The 15,735-nt window shown below is 74.9% G+C and carries 9 protein-coding genes; 3 read left to right on the top strand and 6 right to left on the bottom strand.

Features of this window, described 5'->3' with window-relative positions; genetic code table 11:
- Positions 1-122: 122 nt before the first annotated feature.
- On the bottom strand, positions 123-1,013 hold the full coding sequence (locus HHX30_RS28235; protein WP_169985282.1) for a CDP-alcohol phosphatidyltransferase family protein: 891 nt from the start codon (positions 1,011-1,013) through the stop codon (positions 123-125).
- A 155-nt stretch (positions 1,014-1,168) separates the two neighbouring features.
- On the opposite strand from HHX30_RS28235, the gene HHX30_RS28230 reads away from it, so the two are divergent.
- Entirely contained in the window at positions 1,169-2,749 is a 1,581-nt protein-coding gene (locus HHX30_RS28230) for a stealth family protein (protein WP_169985281.1), read from the top strand.
- Here HHX30_RS28230 and HHX30_RS28225 read toward each other — a convergent pair.
- Together HHX30_RS28225 and HHX30_RS28220 are read right to left on the bottom strand one after the other, a co-directional pair.
- Positions 2,716-4,266: a glycosyltransferase family 39 protein gene (locus HHX30_RS28225; protein ID WP_169985280.1), complete on the bottom strand. Its 1,551-nt coding sequence runs from the start codon at positions 4,264-4,266 to the stop codon at positions 2,716-2,718. The two genes, HHX30_RS28230 and HHX30_RS28225, sit on opposite strands and share 34 nt — an antisense overlap.
- A 110-nt stretch (positions 4,267-4,376) precedes the next feature.
- Positions 4,377-7,304: a bifunctional glycosyltransferase family 2 protein/CDP-glycerol:glycerophosphate glycerophosphotransferase gene (locus HHX30_RS28220; protein WP_169985279.1), complete on the bottom strand. Its 2,928-nt coding sequence runs from the start codon at positions 7,302-7,304 to the stop codon at positions 4,377-4,379.
- A 126-nt stretch (positions 7,305-7,430) separates the two neighbouring features.
- On the opposite strand from HHX30_RS28220, the gene HHX30_RS43450 reads away from it, so the two are divergent.
- Both HHX30_RS43450 and HHX30_RS43445 read left to right on the top strand, forming a co-directional pair.
- On the top strand, positions 7,431-8,273 hold the full coding sequence (locus HHX30_RS43450) for a hypothetical protein (RefSeq protein WP_169985277.1): 843 nt from the start codon (positions 7,431-7,433) through the stop codon (positions 8,271-8,273).
- 10 nt (positions 8,274-8,283) lie between these two features.
- Positions 8,284-8,520 (top strand): DUF3592 domain-containing protein, encoded by a 237-nt coding sequence (locus HHX30_RS43445; RefSeq protein ID WP_311922899.1) that lies wholly within the window; start codon positions 8,284-8,286, stop codon positions 8,518-8,520.
- A 23-nt stretch (positions 8,521-8,543) separates the two neighbouring features.
- Here HHX30_RS43445 and HHX30_RS28205 read toward each other — a convergent pair whose 3' ends face one another.
- The 3 genes from HHX30_RS28205 to HHX30_RS28195 all read right to left on the bottom strand — a co-directional run bounded on the left by HHX30_RS28205 (position 8,544) and on the right by HHX30_RS28195 (position 15,632).
- Positions 8,544-11,906, bottom strand: a complete 3,363-nt coding sequence (locus tag HHX30_RS28205) for a glycosyltransferase (RefSeq protein ID WP_169985273.1) — start codon at positions 11,904-11,906, stop codon at positions 8,544-8,546.
- A gap of 76 nt (positions 11,907-11,982) precedes the next feature.
- On the bottom strand, positions 11,983-13,704 hold the full coding sequence (locus HHX30_RS28200) for a glycosyltransferase family 2 protein (protein ID WP_169985271.1): 1,722 nt from the start codon (positions 13,702-13,704) through the stop codon (positions 11,983-11,985).
- Entirely contained in the window at positions 13,701-15,632 is a 1,932-nt protein-coding gene (locus HHX30_RS28195) for a glycosyltransferase family 2 protein (RefSeq protein ID WP_169985269.1), read from the bottom strand. The genes HHX30_RS28200 and HHX30_RS28195 overlap by 4 nt, the downstream gene beginning before the upstream one ends.
- Positions 15,633-15,735 lie beyond the last annotated feature (103 nt).

Below are 15,735 nucleotides of genomic sequence, written 5' to 3'. Positions count from 1 at the left end.
TTCTCTCCCCCGTGGTGAAATTTCCGGACGCCAGGCCGCCGCCCTCCCCCGGGCGCGGCTCGTGACGCGGGTCCTACGGCGTCACGCCGTACGAGCTGGTGGATCGGGCCGAGAATGGCCGGTCAGACGAGGATCTTCTGTCTCTCGGCGGCGGTGCGGGGCACCTGGCGCGACGCCAGCCAGACGCGGTAGACCAGGCTCATCTCGAACGCCAGCAACAGCGCGCCGGCCACGGCCGCGACCGGCACCAGGGCCGCGGGTCCGAGCAGCGGGGCCACGACGAAGACCGCGGCGTGGAACTCGATGCCGCTCACGACGTGGGTGCGCACCCGCCGCCGCACCAGGAAGACGCGCAACCTGTCGTACCAGGGAAAGCGCGCGTGGAACGCCTTCTGCAGGTCGACCACGGTGGTGCCGGTGTCGTCGGCGACCTGGCCGAACTCCGCGGCGGCCCGCCCCAGCTCGGCCCTCGGCCTGGCCCGCAGGACGCTCTCGGCGAGGACGCACTGCCCCTCCAGCCGCGCCTCCACCAGCGCGCGGGTGGCGTCCTTGACCCGCTTCAGCTGCGGGCCGTTGATGTAGCGGAACAGGTCGAGCACGACGACGCCGACGGCGGCGAGCGCCACATCGGCATCGCCCGTCCGGGCGTACTCCCCGAACCCCAGCCCGAAGGCGCAGCAAACCACCCGCAGCCGGTCGCCGACGTAGTCGAGCCACAGGCCGAAGGGCGTCCCCGTGCCCTTGAGCCTGGCGATCTTCCCGTCCATGCAGTCGACCGTGAAACTGAGATAGAACAGTGCCGCCCCGGCGACGAGCATGCCCTCCGCGAAGGCCGCCGCCGAGGCGAAGCCGATCAGCATGGACAGTCTGGTCAGCCCGTTCGGTGTGATCGGAGTGTGGTTAGCCACGAGCAGCGCGAGCCGGCAGGCGAGCGGATCGACCATGAAGACGGTCCACCACGAGTCTCTCGGTTTGCGCGTCGCGAGTATGTCGTCCAGCGTGAAGCCCCCCATGCAGGCAAGAATGACTACAACGGGTAGCCGTTGGCCTGCTCTTCGGTAACAGGCAGGGCATCTCATTGCCGGTTCTTGACCGTCTTCCCCGTCTACGTAAACCATCCGCCAATCCGGTCGCCGATCGGTTACAGTCCGTGTTCGAGGGGGAGACCATGCCCGTTGTCACGTTGTACCGGCGGCTGCAGGGGCGGCTGCCGTCATGGGAGCCCGCGCCACGGGCCGCGCTCATCCGGCCGGACGCGGGTCCGCTGCAGGCCCAGCGCGAGACGCTGGACGTGGTGTGCGCCCTGCTGAGCCGGGCGGGCGTGCCGTATTTCTGCGTCCGGCCGCTGCCGAACCGGCCGCCCGTCGTCGCCGTGCCCGAGGACTCGCGCACGCGCGCGCTCGCCGCGCTCGCGGCCGGCGACCACCCGCTGTTCGCGGCGCGGCAGCCGTACGGCAGGCAGGGGTCGCGGGCGCGCCAGGCGGACGCGGGCCGGATGCGCCCGCTGCGGCGGGCGGCGGCGCTGCTCGGCGACGCCAGGGTCGTACGGGTGGCCATGTACTTCGCCAGCCCCTCGCGCACGCTGACACTCGGCCCGGAGAACGGCTGCGACCTGGAGTTCTGGGCCCGGGAGGGCGACGAGCTGGTCGCGCCGAGGCCGAACCCCGCCTGCGACCGCGTGCCCGCCGACGGCCCCTCGGTGGACGGCGGCGAGGAGCTGTTCACCCCGCTGGCGTGCACCGCCCGCCGGGCCCGCTCCTACCGCACCCGGCCCGAGTTCGTCCGGCGGCTGCTGGACGACATCGACTTCCCGATCGACGCCGTCTACACCTGGGTGGACGGCGCCGACCCGGCCTGGCGGGCGCGCCGCGACCAGGCCGAGCGCGGCGAGGCGCAGCGCTCCGGCGGCCCGCTGAGCGAGATGGCGACCACGGAGGCGCGTTTCACCAGCAGGGACGAGCTGCGCTATTCGCTGCGCTCGCTGCTGATGTACGCGCCCTGGATCAACCGGGTGTGGATCGTCACCGACGGTCAGACGCCGCCGTGGCTCGACACCACTCACCCCATGGTCGCGGTGGTCGACCACAAGGAGATCTTCACCGACCCGTCGGTGCTGCCGGTGTTCAACTCCCACGCCATCGAGACGCAACTGCACCACATCGACGGGCTCAGCGAGCACTTCCTGTACTTCAACGACGACTTCTTCCTGGGACGGCCGCTGCCTCCCCGGACCTTCTTCGAGGGCAACGGGATCACCCGGTTCTTCCCCAGCACCGTCCACGTGCCCTTCGGGGTGCCGGAGACCGAGGAGTCGCCGGTGCACGCCGCCGGCATGAACAACCGGCGCATCCTGGAGGACCTGACCGGCCGCACGATCACACAGAAGCTCAAGCACGTGCCGTACGCGCTGCGCCGGTCGCTGATGTACGAGCTGGAGCAGCGGTTCGCGGCGGAGTTCGCGGCGACCGCCCGCAGCAGGTTCCGCACGTCGCGGGACATCTCCGTGGTGTCCTCGCTGGCGCACTACTACGGCTACCTGAGCGGGCGGGCGGTCCCCGGCACGGTCGACTACACCTACGTCGACCTGTCGCTGCCGAAGACTCCCGCCAAGCTCCGCCGCATGCTCGCCCGGCGCAGGCACGACGTGTTCTGCCTCAACGACACCGCGCCCACCACCGTCGAGCAGGACGCCCTGCTGGCGCGCTTCCTGGAGGCCTACTTCCCCACCCCGGCGCCGTTCGAGCGGTGAGCGGGCCGTACGTACCTGTCCACGAACAGGCCGCGGAAGGTCCAGCGGCCGGCCGGGGCGAACGAACGGGCGACCAGGGCACGCCGGCGGGCGGGCATCGCGTTCTTGCCCGTATGGCCGACCACCCAGAGCGTGCGCAGCCCGTCGAACCGGGCGGCGAGCACCCGGGGGCCCACCTCGCGGCCCGGGAAGCTGCCGTCCCGCTCGGGTGACCGGGCCAGCGCCACGTCACTGAGCCTGCCGAAGACCGATGGATAGACCACGGCGTATTTCCTGACCTTGGCGGGGACGAACAGCACCCCGTCCCCGGGCCTCGCCTCGGCCGCGAGCAGCGCCATGACCGGCCGTGGATCGTCCTGCCTGCCGTCCGGCCCCCGTGTGGCGAGCTGCCCGGGCACCGACAGGCCGAGCCAGGCGGCCAGCACGGCGGCGGCGAGCCCGGGGGGCAGCGCGGCCAGGCCCGCCCCGGCGAGCAGCGCCGCCGCCGGGACGCAGCAGAAGACGTACCGGAACACGTACACGGGATGGACCGTCCAGGAGACCGTGAGCAGCACCAGCGCGGGCACCAGCAGCCACGGCAGCGTCAGCCGCACAAGCGCCCCGTGTCCGCCGGGCAAGGGGGCCGGGCCCGCCGCACCGGCAGGCGTCCGGCCGACCGGGTCCGCCGCGCGGGACTTTTCCGCCTGACATGCCGCGGGCTCCTCCACACCGCGCGCGGCGCGAGCCCGGCGTACGCCGGCGACCGCGGCACTGGCGAGGCCGAAGAGCGCGAGCGCCCAGGTCAGCGGGGCCACCCCCGGTCCTGTCGCCCCGCCGAGGTCGCCGGACAGCTGGACGGCCAGCCTGCCCACGTCGGCCGCCTCCGGCCGGGAGATCCAGCCCACCTGGGCGCTCTGCCGGGAGCCGAGCCAGGCCAGCGGCGCCACGGCCGCCAGTGCCGGCGTCACCGCGCACGCCCACCGGAGCAGCGGTCCCCTGGACAGGATCAGGGCGACGCCGTGCGCCCCCGCGACCAGGAACGCGAACAGGTTGAGATAGGCCAGCACGGTCAGCGCCGCCGCGTACGCCGCCAGGACCCCCGACGTCGGCGACCGCTGCAGGCGCAGGAACAGCAGGGTCGCCCCGACGGCCGCCGCGGCCGCCATCGGGTACGGCCGGGCCTCCTGGACGTACCTGGAGAAGATCGGCATGAGGGCGAGCAGCACGCCGCCGTACAGGCCTACGCGGGGGGAGCCGAGCGCGCGCCCGAGCGCGCCGGTCCCGGCCGCGGCCAGCGCCCCCGCGACGACCGACGGCATCCGCAGCGCCACCTCGCCGGTGCCGGACAGATGCGCGACGACGTGCGTCAACGCGTAGTACAGGCCGTGCACGGCGTCGACCGACTGCAGCAGGTGCGCCAGCTGGGGAAGGGTCCGGCCGGCCGCGCTGACGGTGGCCGCCTCGTCCCGCCACGGCGGCGGCCCGCCGAGGTCCCACAGCCCGGCGGCGAGCGCGACGACGGCGGGCACGACGGTCACGACACCCGGCCGGTCCCGCCACCCGGGCCGTTCGGGCGCCTCGGCCGGACGTGACCCGGGCTGCCGGGGTGACTGCGGCGCTCGCGGCGCGGTGCGCCGGGAGGCGCGGGTCATGACCGCATGCGCGCGACCACGCGCGCCGAGGCGTGCCCGTCGTCCCAGGGGCAGTACCTGCGGGCGAAGCGCTCGTAGCGCTCCGCGAACCGTCCGAGGTCGCCGCCGCGCAGCACGTCGAACACGTCGTCGCCGGTCCTGAGGACGGGCCCGGGGGCCTCGGCCTCGAAGTCGAAGTAGAAGCCGCGCACCTCGTCCCGGTAGCGCTCCAGGTCGTGGGCGAGGAACACCATGGGCCTCCCGGTGCACGCGAAGTCGAACATGGCCGACGAGTAGTCGGTGACGAGCACGTCCGCGGCGGCCAGGAGATCCGCCATGTCTGGAAATTTCGAGACATCGTGGATGCGGTCTCCGGCCGGGATCGTCATGTCCCGCGCCACCAGGTAATGCGCCCGCACGAGCAGCACGTCGTCGTCGCCCAGCGCCCCGGCCGCCCGGACCGGGTCCAGCGCGAGCCGCCCGGTGGCCTCGTCGTCCCGCCACGTCGGCGCGTACAGGACGACCCGCCGGTCGCCGGTCAGGCCCAGCCGCCGCCGCGCCTCGCGGGCGCGCGCGGGGTCGAAGAGCACGTCGTTGCGCGGGTAACCCGACTCCAGGATCTCCCCCTCGTAGCCGAACGCCCCCCGCAGCGCCGCGGTGGCGAACGGGCTCGGCGACAGCAGCAGGTCCCAGGTCGCCACCTGCCGCGCCAGTTCCTCGCGCGACACCCGTCGCGCGTACGGCATGCCCTCCAGGTCGAGCCCCAGCCGTTTGAGCGGCGTGCCGTGCCAGGTCTGCACGAACGTCTGTCCCCGCGGCTTGCGGTACCACCCCGGCTGGGTGCGCCGGTTGGCCACGACGAAGCGGCTGGTGCGCAGCGCCTCCTCGTGCTCGCGCGAGCCGAACAGGACCAGGCGCACGCCCGGCGGGACCGCGAACTGCCCGTCCCGGGTGACCCAGACGATCTCCACGTCCGGGTGGCGGCGCGCCAGCTCCTCCGAGACGGCCCGGGGGTTGCACGAGTACTGTCCGCCGCCGTAGCTGTCGAACACCGCCGCGTTCCGCAGGGCCGTGCGTCGCGGCGCCGCCGCCCGCCGCCTGCGCGTCGCGTACGGCCCGCGCTCGTGCGGGCCGAGCGCGGGACGCACCACGAGGCTCAGGTCGCCGTCGCGTGAGGTGCGGACGGAGACCTCGTGGAACCCGGTGACACGCGGCCGCGGCGGGTCGGCGATCAGCGCCGGGCTCAGGCGCACCCGATCTTCCCTGCCCTCCGGTGACACGGCGAGCACGCGCCAGGTCCCGCTGCGGAGCGGAAGCCCCTCGGCCGTCGCGCCGACGGCGACCGTCCACACCGCCTCGTCCCGGCGGACGGGCCACGCGTGCCGCTCCGTACCGCACTCGAGGACGATCCGGCAGGACGGGCACCGTCCCGTCCCCTCCAGGATCAGCTCGCCGGACTCCGTCCACCGGATCGCGCTCACCCTGCCCGAATCGGGACCAGGGCCGCCGGGATCGGGACCGGGGCCGCCCGCGGCGCTCGGGCCGAGCGTGAGCCCGCGGTCGCGGGTGAGGCTGACGCGCACGCCCCCGGCGTCGAAAACGCGCTCGCTCGCGCCCCCGGCCGCCCGCCCGGCCCGGGTCACGCCCCGCGCCCGGACCCGCGCGTGCAGCGCCCACCTGCCGGGAGGCAGGGCGTCGAGGGCGACCACGGTCTCGAACCCGGAGTCGTCGTGGCAGGCGGCCGACTGCCGGGAGTCGGCGGTGACGTCGGGCCTGCGGGTCCGCCGTACCGGCAGGGTGAGCCGCTCCTCCCCCCGCTGGAGCCACAGCTCGATCCCGCTGCGCCCGCTGTCCAGATGGGCGATGTACGCGTGGCCGGCCAGGACGAGCCTGTCGTCGGTGTGGCGTACGTCGTCCACACGGGCGACGAGCCGCAGGTCGCGGGTGGCGTCGAACAGCGAGCGTGGAAGCCGGGGGTCGCGCCGGAAGGGGTAGTCGAGATACCAGCGGCGGCGCCGCAGCCCCCGCCGGAGCACGCCCCGGTGCCTGATCTCCGACGCGGCGAACATCCGCAGCTCCGCCAGTTCGCCGGTCATGCCCTGCGCGGCGAAGTGGATCTGGAGTCGCCGCAGGACCGGCAGCCGCTCGACCGCGCCGGGGTCCAGACGGCCCAGGGCCTCGGCGAGCCCGTCCGGAACGCGGTCGCGTACGGCGTCCAGCACCGCTTCGAAGTCGGGCCCCTCGGCCAGCCGCAGGTCGTACGCCGCGCGCAACGCGGGCGCGTGCCGGCCGAGCAGGTCCGACACCTCCAGCGACGCCCGCAGGCGGCACAGGGGATCGGCGGGCGGCCGGGACCCGCGCGTCAGGCAGACCACGCTGCCGAGCACGTCGGCCGAGGTGGACAGCACGTGCGCGGGGATCGTCACCGGGAAGTCCTCGCCCAGTCCCGCCGGGAAGGCGAAGGCGTGCCGGTTCCAGAACTCCCGGCGGAACACCGTGCCGCCCGCCCGCGGGTCGTCCAGCAGCTTCGGATGCCGGGTGATGTGCGTGCGCAGGAACTCCTTGGCCTTCGGGGCCGTGTCCTGCGCGTTCGGCGTCCAGGTGCGGATCCGGCCGCAGGCGAGGTCGGAGCCGGTGTGGTCGAGGGCGCCGACCAGCGCGCGGTAGGCGTCCGTGGGGACGACCGAGCCGGGGTCGGCGAAGGCGAGGTAGCGCCCGGTGGCGAAGGCCGCGCCCGCGTTGCGCGTGACGCCGAGGTCGTCGCCGCCGTCGCCGAGCGTGAGGAGCGTGAACCTGTGGTCGGGCGGGCGCAGGCGCGGGCGCCCGACCAGGATCACCTCCAGGTCGTCCAGGGTCTGGTCGCGCAGGGATTCGAGGCACTCCTCGGCGTGCTCCTCCCCGCCGTGCAGGGGGACGACCACCGAGAGGCTGGGAGGCACCGTCACGCCGTCAGGATGCCGACGCGCGGCGGCACGCCACCCGGCCCATCCCCATTGCCTTACCGTCGCTTTGCGGCCTCTTGACCCGCGAGCCGGGCGGGGAGGTCCACCGAGCGGTGGGGAGGAGATCAGGTGTCGAGGAACGTCGTCGTCGTTCTCGGTGCGGACATCACGCCCGGCGACGTACGAGAACTGGTCGAGTCGCTGGGCTGCGAGGCCGGCGAGGGCTCGCCCGATTACTACGACGCGGCCCTCGAACGCGACGGGGGAACCGTCCGGGCGTGGCTCGACCCGGGCCTGCTCCGCTACGAGGATCTCCGGGCCGCGTACGCGTCCGCGCTGGGCCTGCCGCCCCGGTCCGCCCTGGTCCTGGAGATGACCAGCGAGCCCGGGAGCCAGTGGCTCGCGGCCGAGATCGTGCTGGCGGCCGCCGATCGCTGGCCGCTGCTCGTCAGGGACTTCGGCGGTGAGATCCTCACCGTCCAGCGGTTCCACCGGCGGCTGGCGAATCGGCGGACGGGCTTCTTCGACGCCGTGAAATGGCACGACCCGTCCCCCGCCGCGGCGCGCCGCGGCCGGGTCGCCCTCGTGACGATGGCGCTCCCCCATGACGTGACGCCCCGGCACGTCGAACGGCTCGTCCGGTCGCTGGGCGGTCTCGCGGGCCGCGGCGAGGACGCGGACGCGCTTGTCGAACGCGGGCTCGCCCGGGTCTGGGTGCAGCTGGCCGACGCCCGGGCGACCCCGCCCGGCCCCGCCTCGGTCACCCGCGACGTACTCGGAGACGCCCCCTGCACCTGCGTGCTGCTGGAGGTGTTCGAGGCACCGGGATCGCAGGCGCTGGCGGCCGAGCTGGTGGAGGCCGCGGCGGCGCACTGGCCGGTGCTGGTGCGCGGCGTCTCGGGACAGTCGATGACGGTCGACGACGTGCGGGCCAGGATCGCCATGGGCGCCCTCGACGTCTTCGACCCCTGATCGCCGGCAGATCTTCCCGCGCTCGGGAGCGGCCGGTAGATTCCTCGGCCAGACCAAGGGCGGGTCCTTCGAGATCTTCAGGCTCACGGGCCGCCAGGTCGCCGTGCTGTACGACCCGGACGATCCGCGCAAGGCGCGGATGGACACCTCGTCGGGGCGTGGCCTGGCCGGAGCGGTGGGACTGGCGATCGTAGGCTGCGTCTTCCTCGCCATCGGCCTCGTCGCGCTGGTCGCCGCCGTCACTTGACAGCGGCACACGTATCGCGGCGGTCAGCCGAACAGGGCGTCCACCACCCGGCGGGCGGCCTGCCCGTCGGCCAGCGGGCGGTATTGCGCCAGGAACGCGGCGTACGCGTCCCGGTGCTTGTCGGCGACCTCGTCGAGGTGCGCGACCGCGTCGAGCACCTCCCCCTCCCGCAGCAGCGCCGGCCCCGGCGCCTCGGGAAGCAGCCACAGGTCCTGCGGCCGGCCGGCGTGCATGAGCACCGGCCGCCCCGTCACGGCGAAGTCGAACACCGCCGTCACGTCCCCGGCGACCAGGACGTCCGCGGCGAGGTACAGCTCATGCGGGTCCGGATGGCCCGTGACGTCCCGGAGGCGGGCGTCGTCCGGCCCGGGCCGCGAGGGACGGCGGACCAGCAGGACATGGTCCTCCGGGAGCCCGGCCGCCAGGCGCCCGGCGTCGAGTGTGTCGTGCTCCCCCGCGACGTACAGCAGGACGCGGGCGGGCTCCGGCAGGCCGAGGCGGCGCCGCACCTCGGCGGCGCGCTCGCGGGCGCCGGGACCGGTCAGCAGGTCGTCGCACGGCAGGCCGGTCTCCCGCACCTCGCCGTCGAAGCCGAGCGTCCGCCGCAGCAGCGGCGTCCACCACGGGCCCGGGGAGACGAGATGGGTCCACTGACCCGCCCCGAAGCCGCCGGGGGCGTCCTTGCCCGTGTACAGGGGGCCCTGCCAGGTCTGCACGACCATCTGGCCGGGCCTGCGCTCGAACCACGGCGGCAGCGGCGCGTCGGTGACGACGTACCGGCACCGGGCGAGGGCCTCGTAGTGCTCCCGTCCCAGCGTGCGCACCGGTTCGACGTCGCCCGGCAGGGCGACCTGGCCGTCCCGCACGTTCCACAGCAACGGCAGGTCGATCCCCCGGTGGCGCAGTTCCTCGCAGACGGCCCTCGGGCTGCCGCCGAATCGGGTGCCCGCGCCGCCGTCGAACAGGACGGCGTCCCGAAACGGCCTGTCCCTCATCTGGGGATAGGCCGTCGTGCGCAGCGCCCGCTGCGCCTTCCTGCCGCGCTCGTCGGCGGTCAGGTCGCCGCTCACGGTCAGCAGGGCCCGGCCGGGGCCCGTCGTGACGATCCCGAACGTACGGCGGGCCGTCTGGTGGGCCGCCGGCACGTCCGTGTCGAACTCCAGCGGCAGGTCCGCCCAGCTCCCCCCGGCGGCGCGTGCCCGGATCGACAGGGCGTACCGGCCGCGTGGCAGCGGCAGCGGCCCGGCGGGTGAGCCCACCCGCTCGGGCGTCAGCCGTGCCCGGAAGCGGGTTCCCGCGCCCTCGATCGGCAGCAGCCACTCCCCGCGCCCGGGAACGGGGTTGAGTGCGGTCACCACCAGGGCCGACATCTCGTACGGCACGGCGAGGCCGCCCTCGACGAGCAGCTCGCCGCCCGGCAGCCACTCGGCGAGGTCGGCGTACGCCGCGACGGGCTGGTCCCGCAGGACCAGGCCGCCGGTGCGGTCCCGGAACACGACCATCTCCCGGCCGGCCAGGCCGTAGCGGCCGGTGGGCACGTCCTCGGCGAGGGTCACCGGCGTGACCGTGCCGTCGGCGGCCCGCACCGCGACCTCCCACCAGACCTCGGGCGCGGCGACCTCCGCCGGCACGACCTCCCGGAACTCGGAGGTCCGGCTCGCCGGCAGCAGGTCGCGCAGGTCGACGACGGCCTCGAAAGTCCGCCGGTCGACGTGCACGGGACAGGTGCGGGGGACGCCGCCGGGACGCCGGGTGACCTGGAGCAGCGGACTCGGTCCGAGGTCGTTGACGACGTGGCCCACCAGACGCAGGCGGCCGTCTCGCACCTCGTGGGTGACGACCCGGGCGGTCTCCCGCTCGGCCCGGAGCACGAGGTCGCCGGTCTCTCCGAGCAGCGGCGCGACGTAGTGGTCGGGGCCCACGGCGCGGTATCCCGCCTGCTCGGCGATCGAGGCGGCGGCGCGCGGATCGGTCAGCCGCCCGCGCCGCAGGACGCCCCGGTGGAGCACGCGCAGCTCCACGTGCCACCGCCCGAGGCGGCCCGGCCTGGCCAGCGCCTCGGGGTCGATCGCCAGCCGGAAGCCGCCCCAGTCGCGCTCCTTCGACTTCGCGGAGATCCGGGTCCTGATGACCGAGGCCGGCACCCGGACGCGCCGTCCGGTCCGCTCGTGGACGAGGGTGGCGAAGACCTGCTGGTGGACGCGCCGGGTGGGCCGCAGGAACGGCGGTGCGGCGCGGCCCTCCACCACGAGCACGCCGTCCTCCCACCGGACGGCGTCGATCCGGTGGCGCGGGACGAGTTCGTCCCTGGCCCTGGTCACGGCGGCGGGGATCTCGGCGGAACGTGCGAGGGGCACGTTCAGATGGTGACCGCCCATCCTGCGGACGAGCCGCCGGTCGGGTTCCACCTCCCGGTCCCAGGCGAGGACCTCCAGCAGGTCGGCCTGGCGGCGCAGCCGCACCAGATGCCACTGCAGACGCCGCAGGGCGGGCAGCCCGTCGAGCACGGGGGGCGCCACGTCCTCCAGGTAGAGGCCGGCGAGGTCGAGGAAGCGCTCCCGGAACGCCGGGGGGCCCTGGTCGAGGACGTCGAGGAAGTTCGTGAGGTCGCCGTCGAGGACGGCGTGGTCCCAGGCGTGGATGTGCGCGGTGAAGTGGTGCTCGCTCAGGAAGCGGCGGACCTCGGTGACGGCGGCGAACCGGTCCTCCAGATGCGCCGTCCGCGTCTTGTCCTGCGTGATCGAACGGCCGCCGCCCTCGCGCCGCCGCCACAGGTAGACCGGCGCGGGCAGCACGTCCACGGCCCGCGCCAGGAAGTGGGCGCGCAGGGCCACCGCGATGTCCTCGTACAGCACGCCTTCGGGGAAGGCGAACCCGTGGGCGTCCCAGAACGAGCGGCGCCACAGCTTGTTGGTCACCAGGCGGTCGCGCAGGAGCGTGCGTGTCCGGGTGATGTGGGTCGCCGCGGCGGCGTCGGCGAACACGGCCCGGTGCATGGCCGACTGACGGGCGCCGCGCCCGTCGAGGCGCAGCACGTTGCCCGTGGCGAGGTCCGACCCCGTACGCTCCAGGGACGCCATGAGGTATTCGAGGGCGTGCGCCGGCAGCAGGTCGTCGCTGTCGAGGAACATCAGGTAGTCCCCGCTCGCGTGCCGCACCCCCGTGTTGCGTGCCGCGCCGAGCCCCGCGTTGACCTGGCGGACCAGGCGGAATCGGCCGTCCCGCGCCGCGAAGCCGGCGGCGATCCCGGCGCTGCCGTCCGGCGAGCCGTCGTCGACCATGACGACCTCGACGTCCTCCCAGGTCTGCGCGGCGACCGAGGCCAGGCATCCGGCGAGGTACGGTTCCACGTCGTAGATGGGGACGATCACGCTCAGGCGGGGCATGGCTGGTCCTTGCGAGTTCGGCGGAACGGCGATCGGAGGTCGGCGGTCGGCGGTCGGAGGTCGGAGGTCGCTGGGCTCAGGCCGGGCGCACGAGCGCGCGCAGGCGCCTGCGGAGCAGCCGGGCGGTGCGGCGCAGCGGATTGGGCACCGAGCGGGCGAGCGGTGAGCGGAGTGATTTCGGCAGCGAGCGAAGGGACTTCGGCACGGAGCGGAGCGATTTCGGCACCGAGCGGAGCGATGCAGGCATGCGCGGAGTGCCCGCCGCACGCGGAGCCGTCACCCCACGCGAAGCGCCCGCCTCACGCGGAGCGCCCGCCTCACGCGGAGCGCCCGTCCACGCGCGGCCGGGCATCGGCGGCACGGTCGCCGCGGCGAGCGCGGCGGGCAGGAATCCCCACGTGGAGCCCGCGTCCCACACCGTGCCGTACATCTCGTGGACCAGGTCGTCGAGGTCGTCCCCCGGCCCGGCGCATCGCCGCGCACGGCTCATCGCGGCGGTGCGCTCCAGCCGGGCGCTGACGACGCGGCCGTCCTTCCGCTCGTCCAGCGCCAGCGAGACGATGCCCAGCCGCTGCCGGTCGGCGTGCTTCACGACCGACCCGATGGTGCCGCGCGAGGGCACCCAGCCCGGCGGGCAGTGGAAACGGAACGGCACGGGGAAGCAGTCGTCCGGCACGGCCTCGCGGAACCGCACGCGCGGCTCGCCCTGGTAGCAGGCGAGCACCAGCCGCAGGTCGAGGGATGGATCGCCGAGCGGGTCCCGGCGCCCGCCGCCGAGCCGCCCCCAGGGCCCGACGACGGTCACCCGCACGTCGGGCAGGCGCCCGGCGAGCACGGCGTCGACGGTGGCCCTGATCTCCTCGAACGACGCGTCCCCCACCTCGACCACGACGTCGACGTACGGCACCAGATAGGAGCGGTGGGGGTGCCTGCGCAGCCAGCGGAAGCTCGGGACGCGCTCGGCGAGGTGGGGCCAGTTGTGCCGCTTCACGTCGGTCTCCCGGCGCATGACGGTGGACCGGCCGAGGTGCCAGCACCGGCTGTGACGGTCGGGCACGAACACGGCCCCCGCCTGGGCCAGCCGGTAGCCGAGCTCGGTGTCCTCGCCGAGGACCAGCGAGGCGTCCAGCCCGCCGGCGGCGCGCAGCAGGCGGGCCGGCAGCGACGCGGTGGCCCCGACCATGACGGAGAAGGCGTTGAAGCCGGCCACCCGCAGGTCGTCGGTCTGGTCCCAGCGCCGCTCGGTCCACTGCGGCGTGGCGTCCTCGTCGGCGTAGAGCTTGTGCACCGCGCCCGCCTCGACGGCCGCGAGCACCTCGCTCGCCGGGACCTCGTCCAGGCCGGGCACGAACCGCAGATGCCCGAGCACGACCAGGTAGTCGGCCAGGTGGTGCCAGCGCATCTGGGCCTCCACGTGCTCGGGGAACAGCACGAGGTCGGCGTCCAGGTAGAGGATCACCTCTCCCTGCGCCGCCTCGGCCCCCGCCGCGCAGGCGCTCGCCCTGCCCCACGCCCCGCCGCGCGGGCGGACCACCCGCAGCCGCTCCGGCAGCGGCCCGGCCGGCGAGTCGGGCAGCGGCGCCATGGGCCGGTCGCCGTCGTCCACCACCACGACCTCCATGAGGTGGGCCGGGTAGGTCTGCCGGGCCAGGCCGGCCAGCGTGAGCGGCAGCGTGCGCTCCGCGCGGTAGGCGGGGATCACCACGCTCACCGTCCGCGTCGGAGTCCACTCCCCGGGCGCGGGCGGCTCCCCGAGCACCCCGTAGTCGTTGAGCGGGATGCGCACAGCCCCCGTCACGTCCTCACCTCCGCCCGCCATGGGGCACCGTCCTCCATCAGTTCGTTGAAGACCAGCCCGCGCCACTGCTCCTGGTAGGCCGCGAGGAACGACTGCACGGGCTGGCGCCAGGTGTGGCCGTACGCGCTGCGGCGGCGCAGCACGTAGCCGAGACCGTGGGTGCGGTAGACGCGGCCGCCGACGGCCTCCACCGCCTGCAGGAGCTGGCCGTCCACGGTCCTCGCCAGCGGCCGGAATCCGCCGGCCGCCTCGAACGCCGCCCGGGTGACCAGCATCGTGCCCCCGGCCACGAGCGGCGCGAACCGCTCGGTGCCGATGCACCTCCTGATCGTCACGTCGAGCGACTCCAGGTAGACGAACTCCGCCGCCGTCCCGACGAGGTCGGCGCCGCTGTAGTGCCGGGCGAGCAGGAGGTCGGCGAGGTGGTCGGGGCCGTACCAGTCGTCGTCGTCCACCTTCGTCAGGTACGACCCGGACGCGGCGGCCGCCATCCGGTTCAGGACCTCGCCGAACGGCGTCGTGGCCGGAGCCTCGATCACGGTGTGCGGCAGGCGCGTGCGGGGGATCGCCGTCTCCCTCGCCGTGAAGCCGTGCAGCCCCACGATCAGCTCGGCGGTCACGCCGCGCTGGCGCTCCATCTGCTCGACCGCGAACGGCACCATCTCCGGGCGGCGCGTGCACAGCAGGATCGAGACCCGCGGCTCCGGCGGCACCGGCAGGCCGGCGGCCAGGGCGAGACCCCGCCAGCGGGCGGCGGCTCCGTGCTCGCGCAGCGCGGCCCTGCGCAGGCGGATGCTCAGCTCCTCACGGCGCAGATCGGACGCGATGGCCTCGCCGGTCACGGTCGCGAGCGCGGCGGCCAGGCGGGGGCCCAGCGCCCGGTCGCGGGCGGGATCGGGTGCGGCGAGCACCGGGATCCCCGCGGCGGCGAGGGCGGCCACGACGCGGGCGACCGCGTTCGCCCGCCCCTCCCCTGCCTGTGGGCCGATCGCGGGCACCTCGATCCCGCGCACGTCCCGCAGGCGGGCGACGTCGACGTCCGTGACCCGTCCCGAGGCCGGAAGGCGTACGAGCCTGTCCGCGCCGAGGGTGACGGCGAACCCGTCCCGGTGCGCGGCGAGCGCCGCCATCCCCCGCGAGGGCTGCCGGCGGAACCCGATGGGGTTGACCACGGCCTCGTCCAGCGGCGGCAGCAGGCCGTCCACCACCGGGCCGTCAAGCATCGGACCGTCAACCAGAGGGCCGTCAACCAGAGGGCCGTCCGCCTGCGCCCGGCGCAGCGGCAGATCGCAGCCGGGGGCGTCGCGGCGGTCCGGCACCGGCCCGCCGGGCGGCACCAGCGTCACGTTGGGGTCGCCGGGCCGCCAGTCGGCCGTGCCGCCGCCCTCCAGCCCCGCGACGGGAGTGGTCGCCTCGCACGCGCCGAACAGGCCGCGCGCCACGTGGGCCACGACGTCGCCGGCCGGCACGGGCTCGGTGAAGGCGGCGTCCAGGTGCCAGCCGCGCCCGCGGCGGGCGACCCGTATCTCGGCCAGGTGACGCCAGCAGGCGCCCGGCGCGGCGGCCGGCAGGGGCTGGGCCGCCCAGGGCGGCACGTCGGCGACGGCGATCCGCACCCGCGTGGCCGTGGGCAGCAGGCCGCGCAGCGGCACCGCCCTGCGCAGGTCGGCAGGGGACCGCACGGCGAGCACGACGCATCCGATCGCACCGGTCCCGTCCGGCGCCCGGCCGACGTCGTCCGCGCTTGGCGGGGCGGGTTCGGCGCCAGGGCTCGCGTCCGCGTCGCCCGCCGCCCGCGCGGGAACGGGGACGTCCTCCAGCGGTGTCCAGGGACCGGTGAAGCCCTCGACGAGGCGGCCGAGCAGCGCGGGACAGGACTCGAACCCGATCCACGTCCCCCACGCCGAACGGGAGGCGGCTCGCGTCACCCGCCCTCCTCACACTGCCCGGTTCCTCTTCCGACCGGCCCAGCATCGCGAACCCCGCTTGTGACGGGGCCGCCTTAGGCCCTTCCTTGGCCGAAGGTTTAAT

This window comes from Microbispora sp. H10836 (assembly GCF_012999525.1).
GTDB lineage: Bacteria > Actinomycetota > Actinomycetes > Streptosporangiales > Streptosporangiaceae > Microbispora.
This window is presented reverse-complemented; position numbering and strand designations above follow the sequence as displayed.

Bases quoted from the DNA above. Each gene is read 5' to 3' on its own strand.
- HHX30_RS28230 (WP_169985281.1), top strand. From the start codon at position 1,169: ATGCCCGTTGTCACGTTGTACCGGCGGCTGCAGGGGCGGCTGCCGTCA.
- HHX30_RS28235 (WP_169985282.1), bottom strand. From the start codon at position 1,013: ATGGGGGGCTTCACGCTGGACGACATACTCGCGACGCGCAAACCGAGA.
- HHX30_RS28205 (WP_169985273.1), bottom strand. From the start codon at position 11,906: ATGCCCCGCCTGAGCGTGATCGTCCCCATCTACGACGTGGAACCGTAC.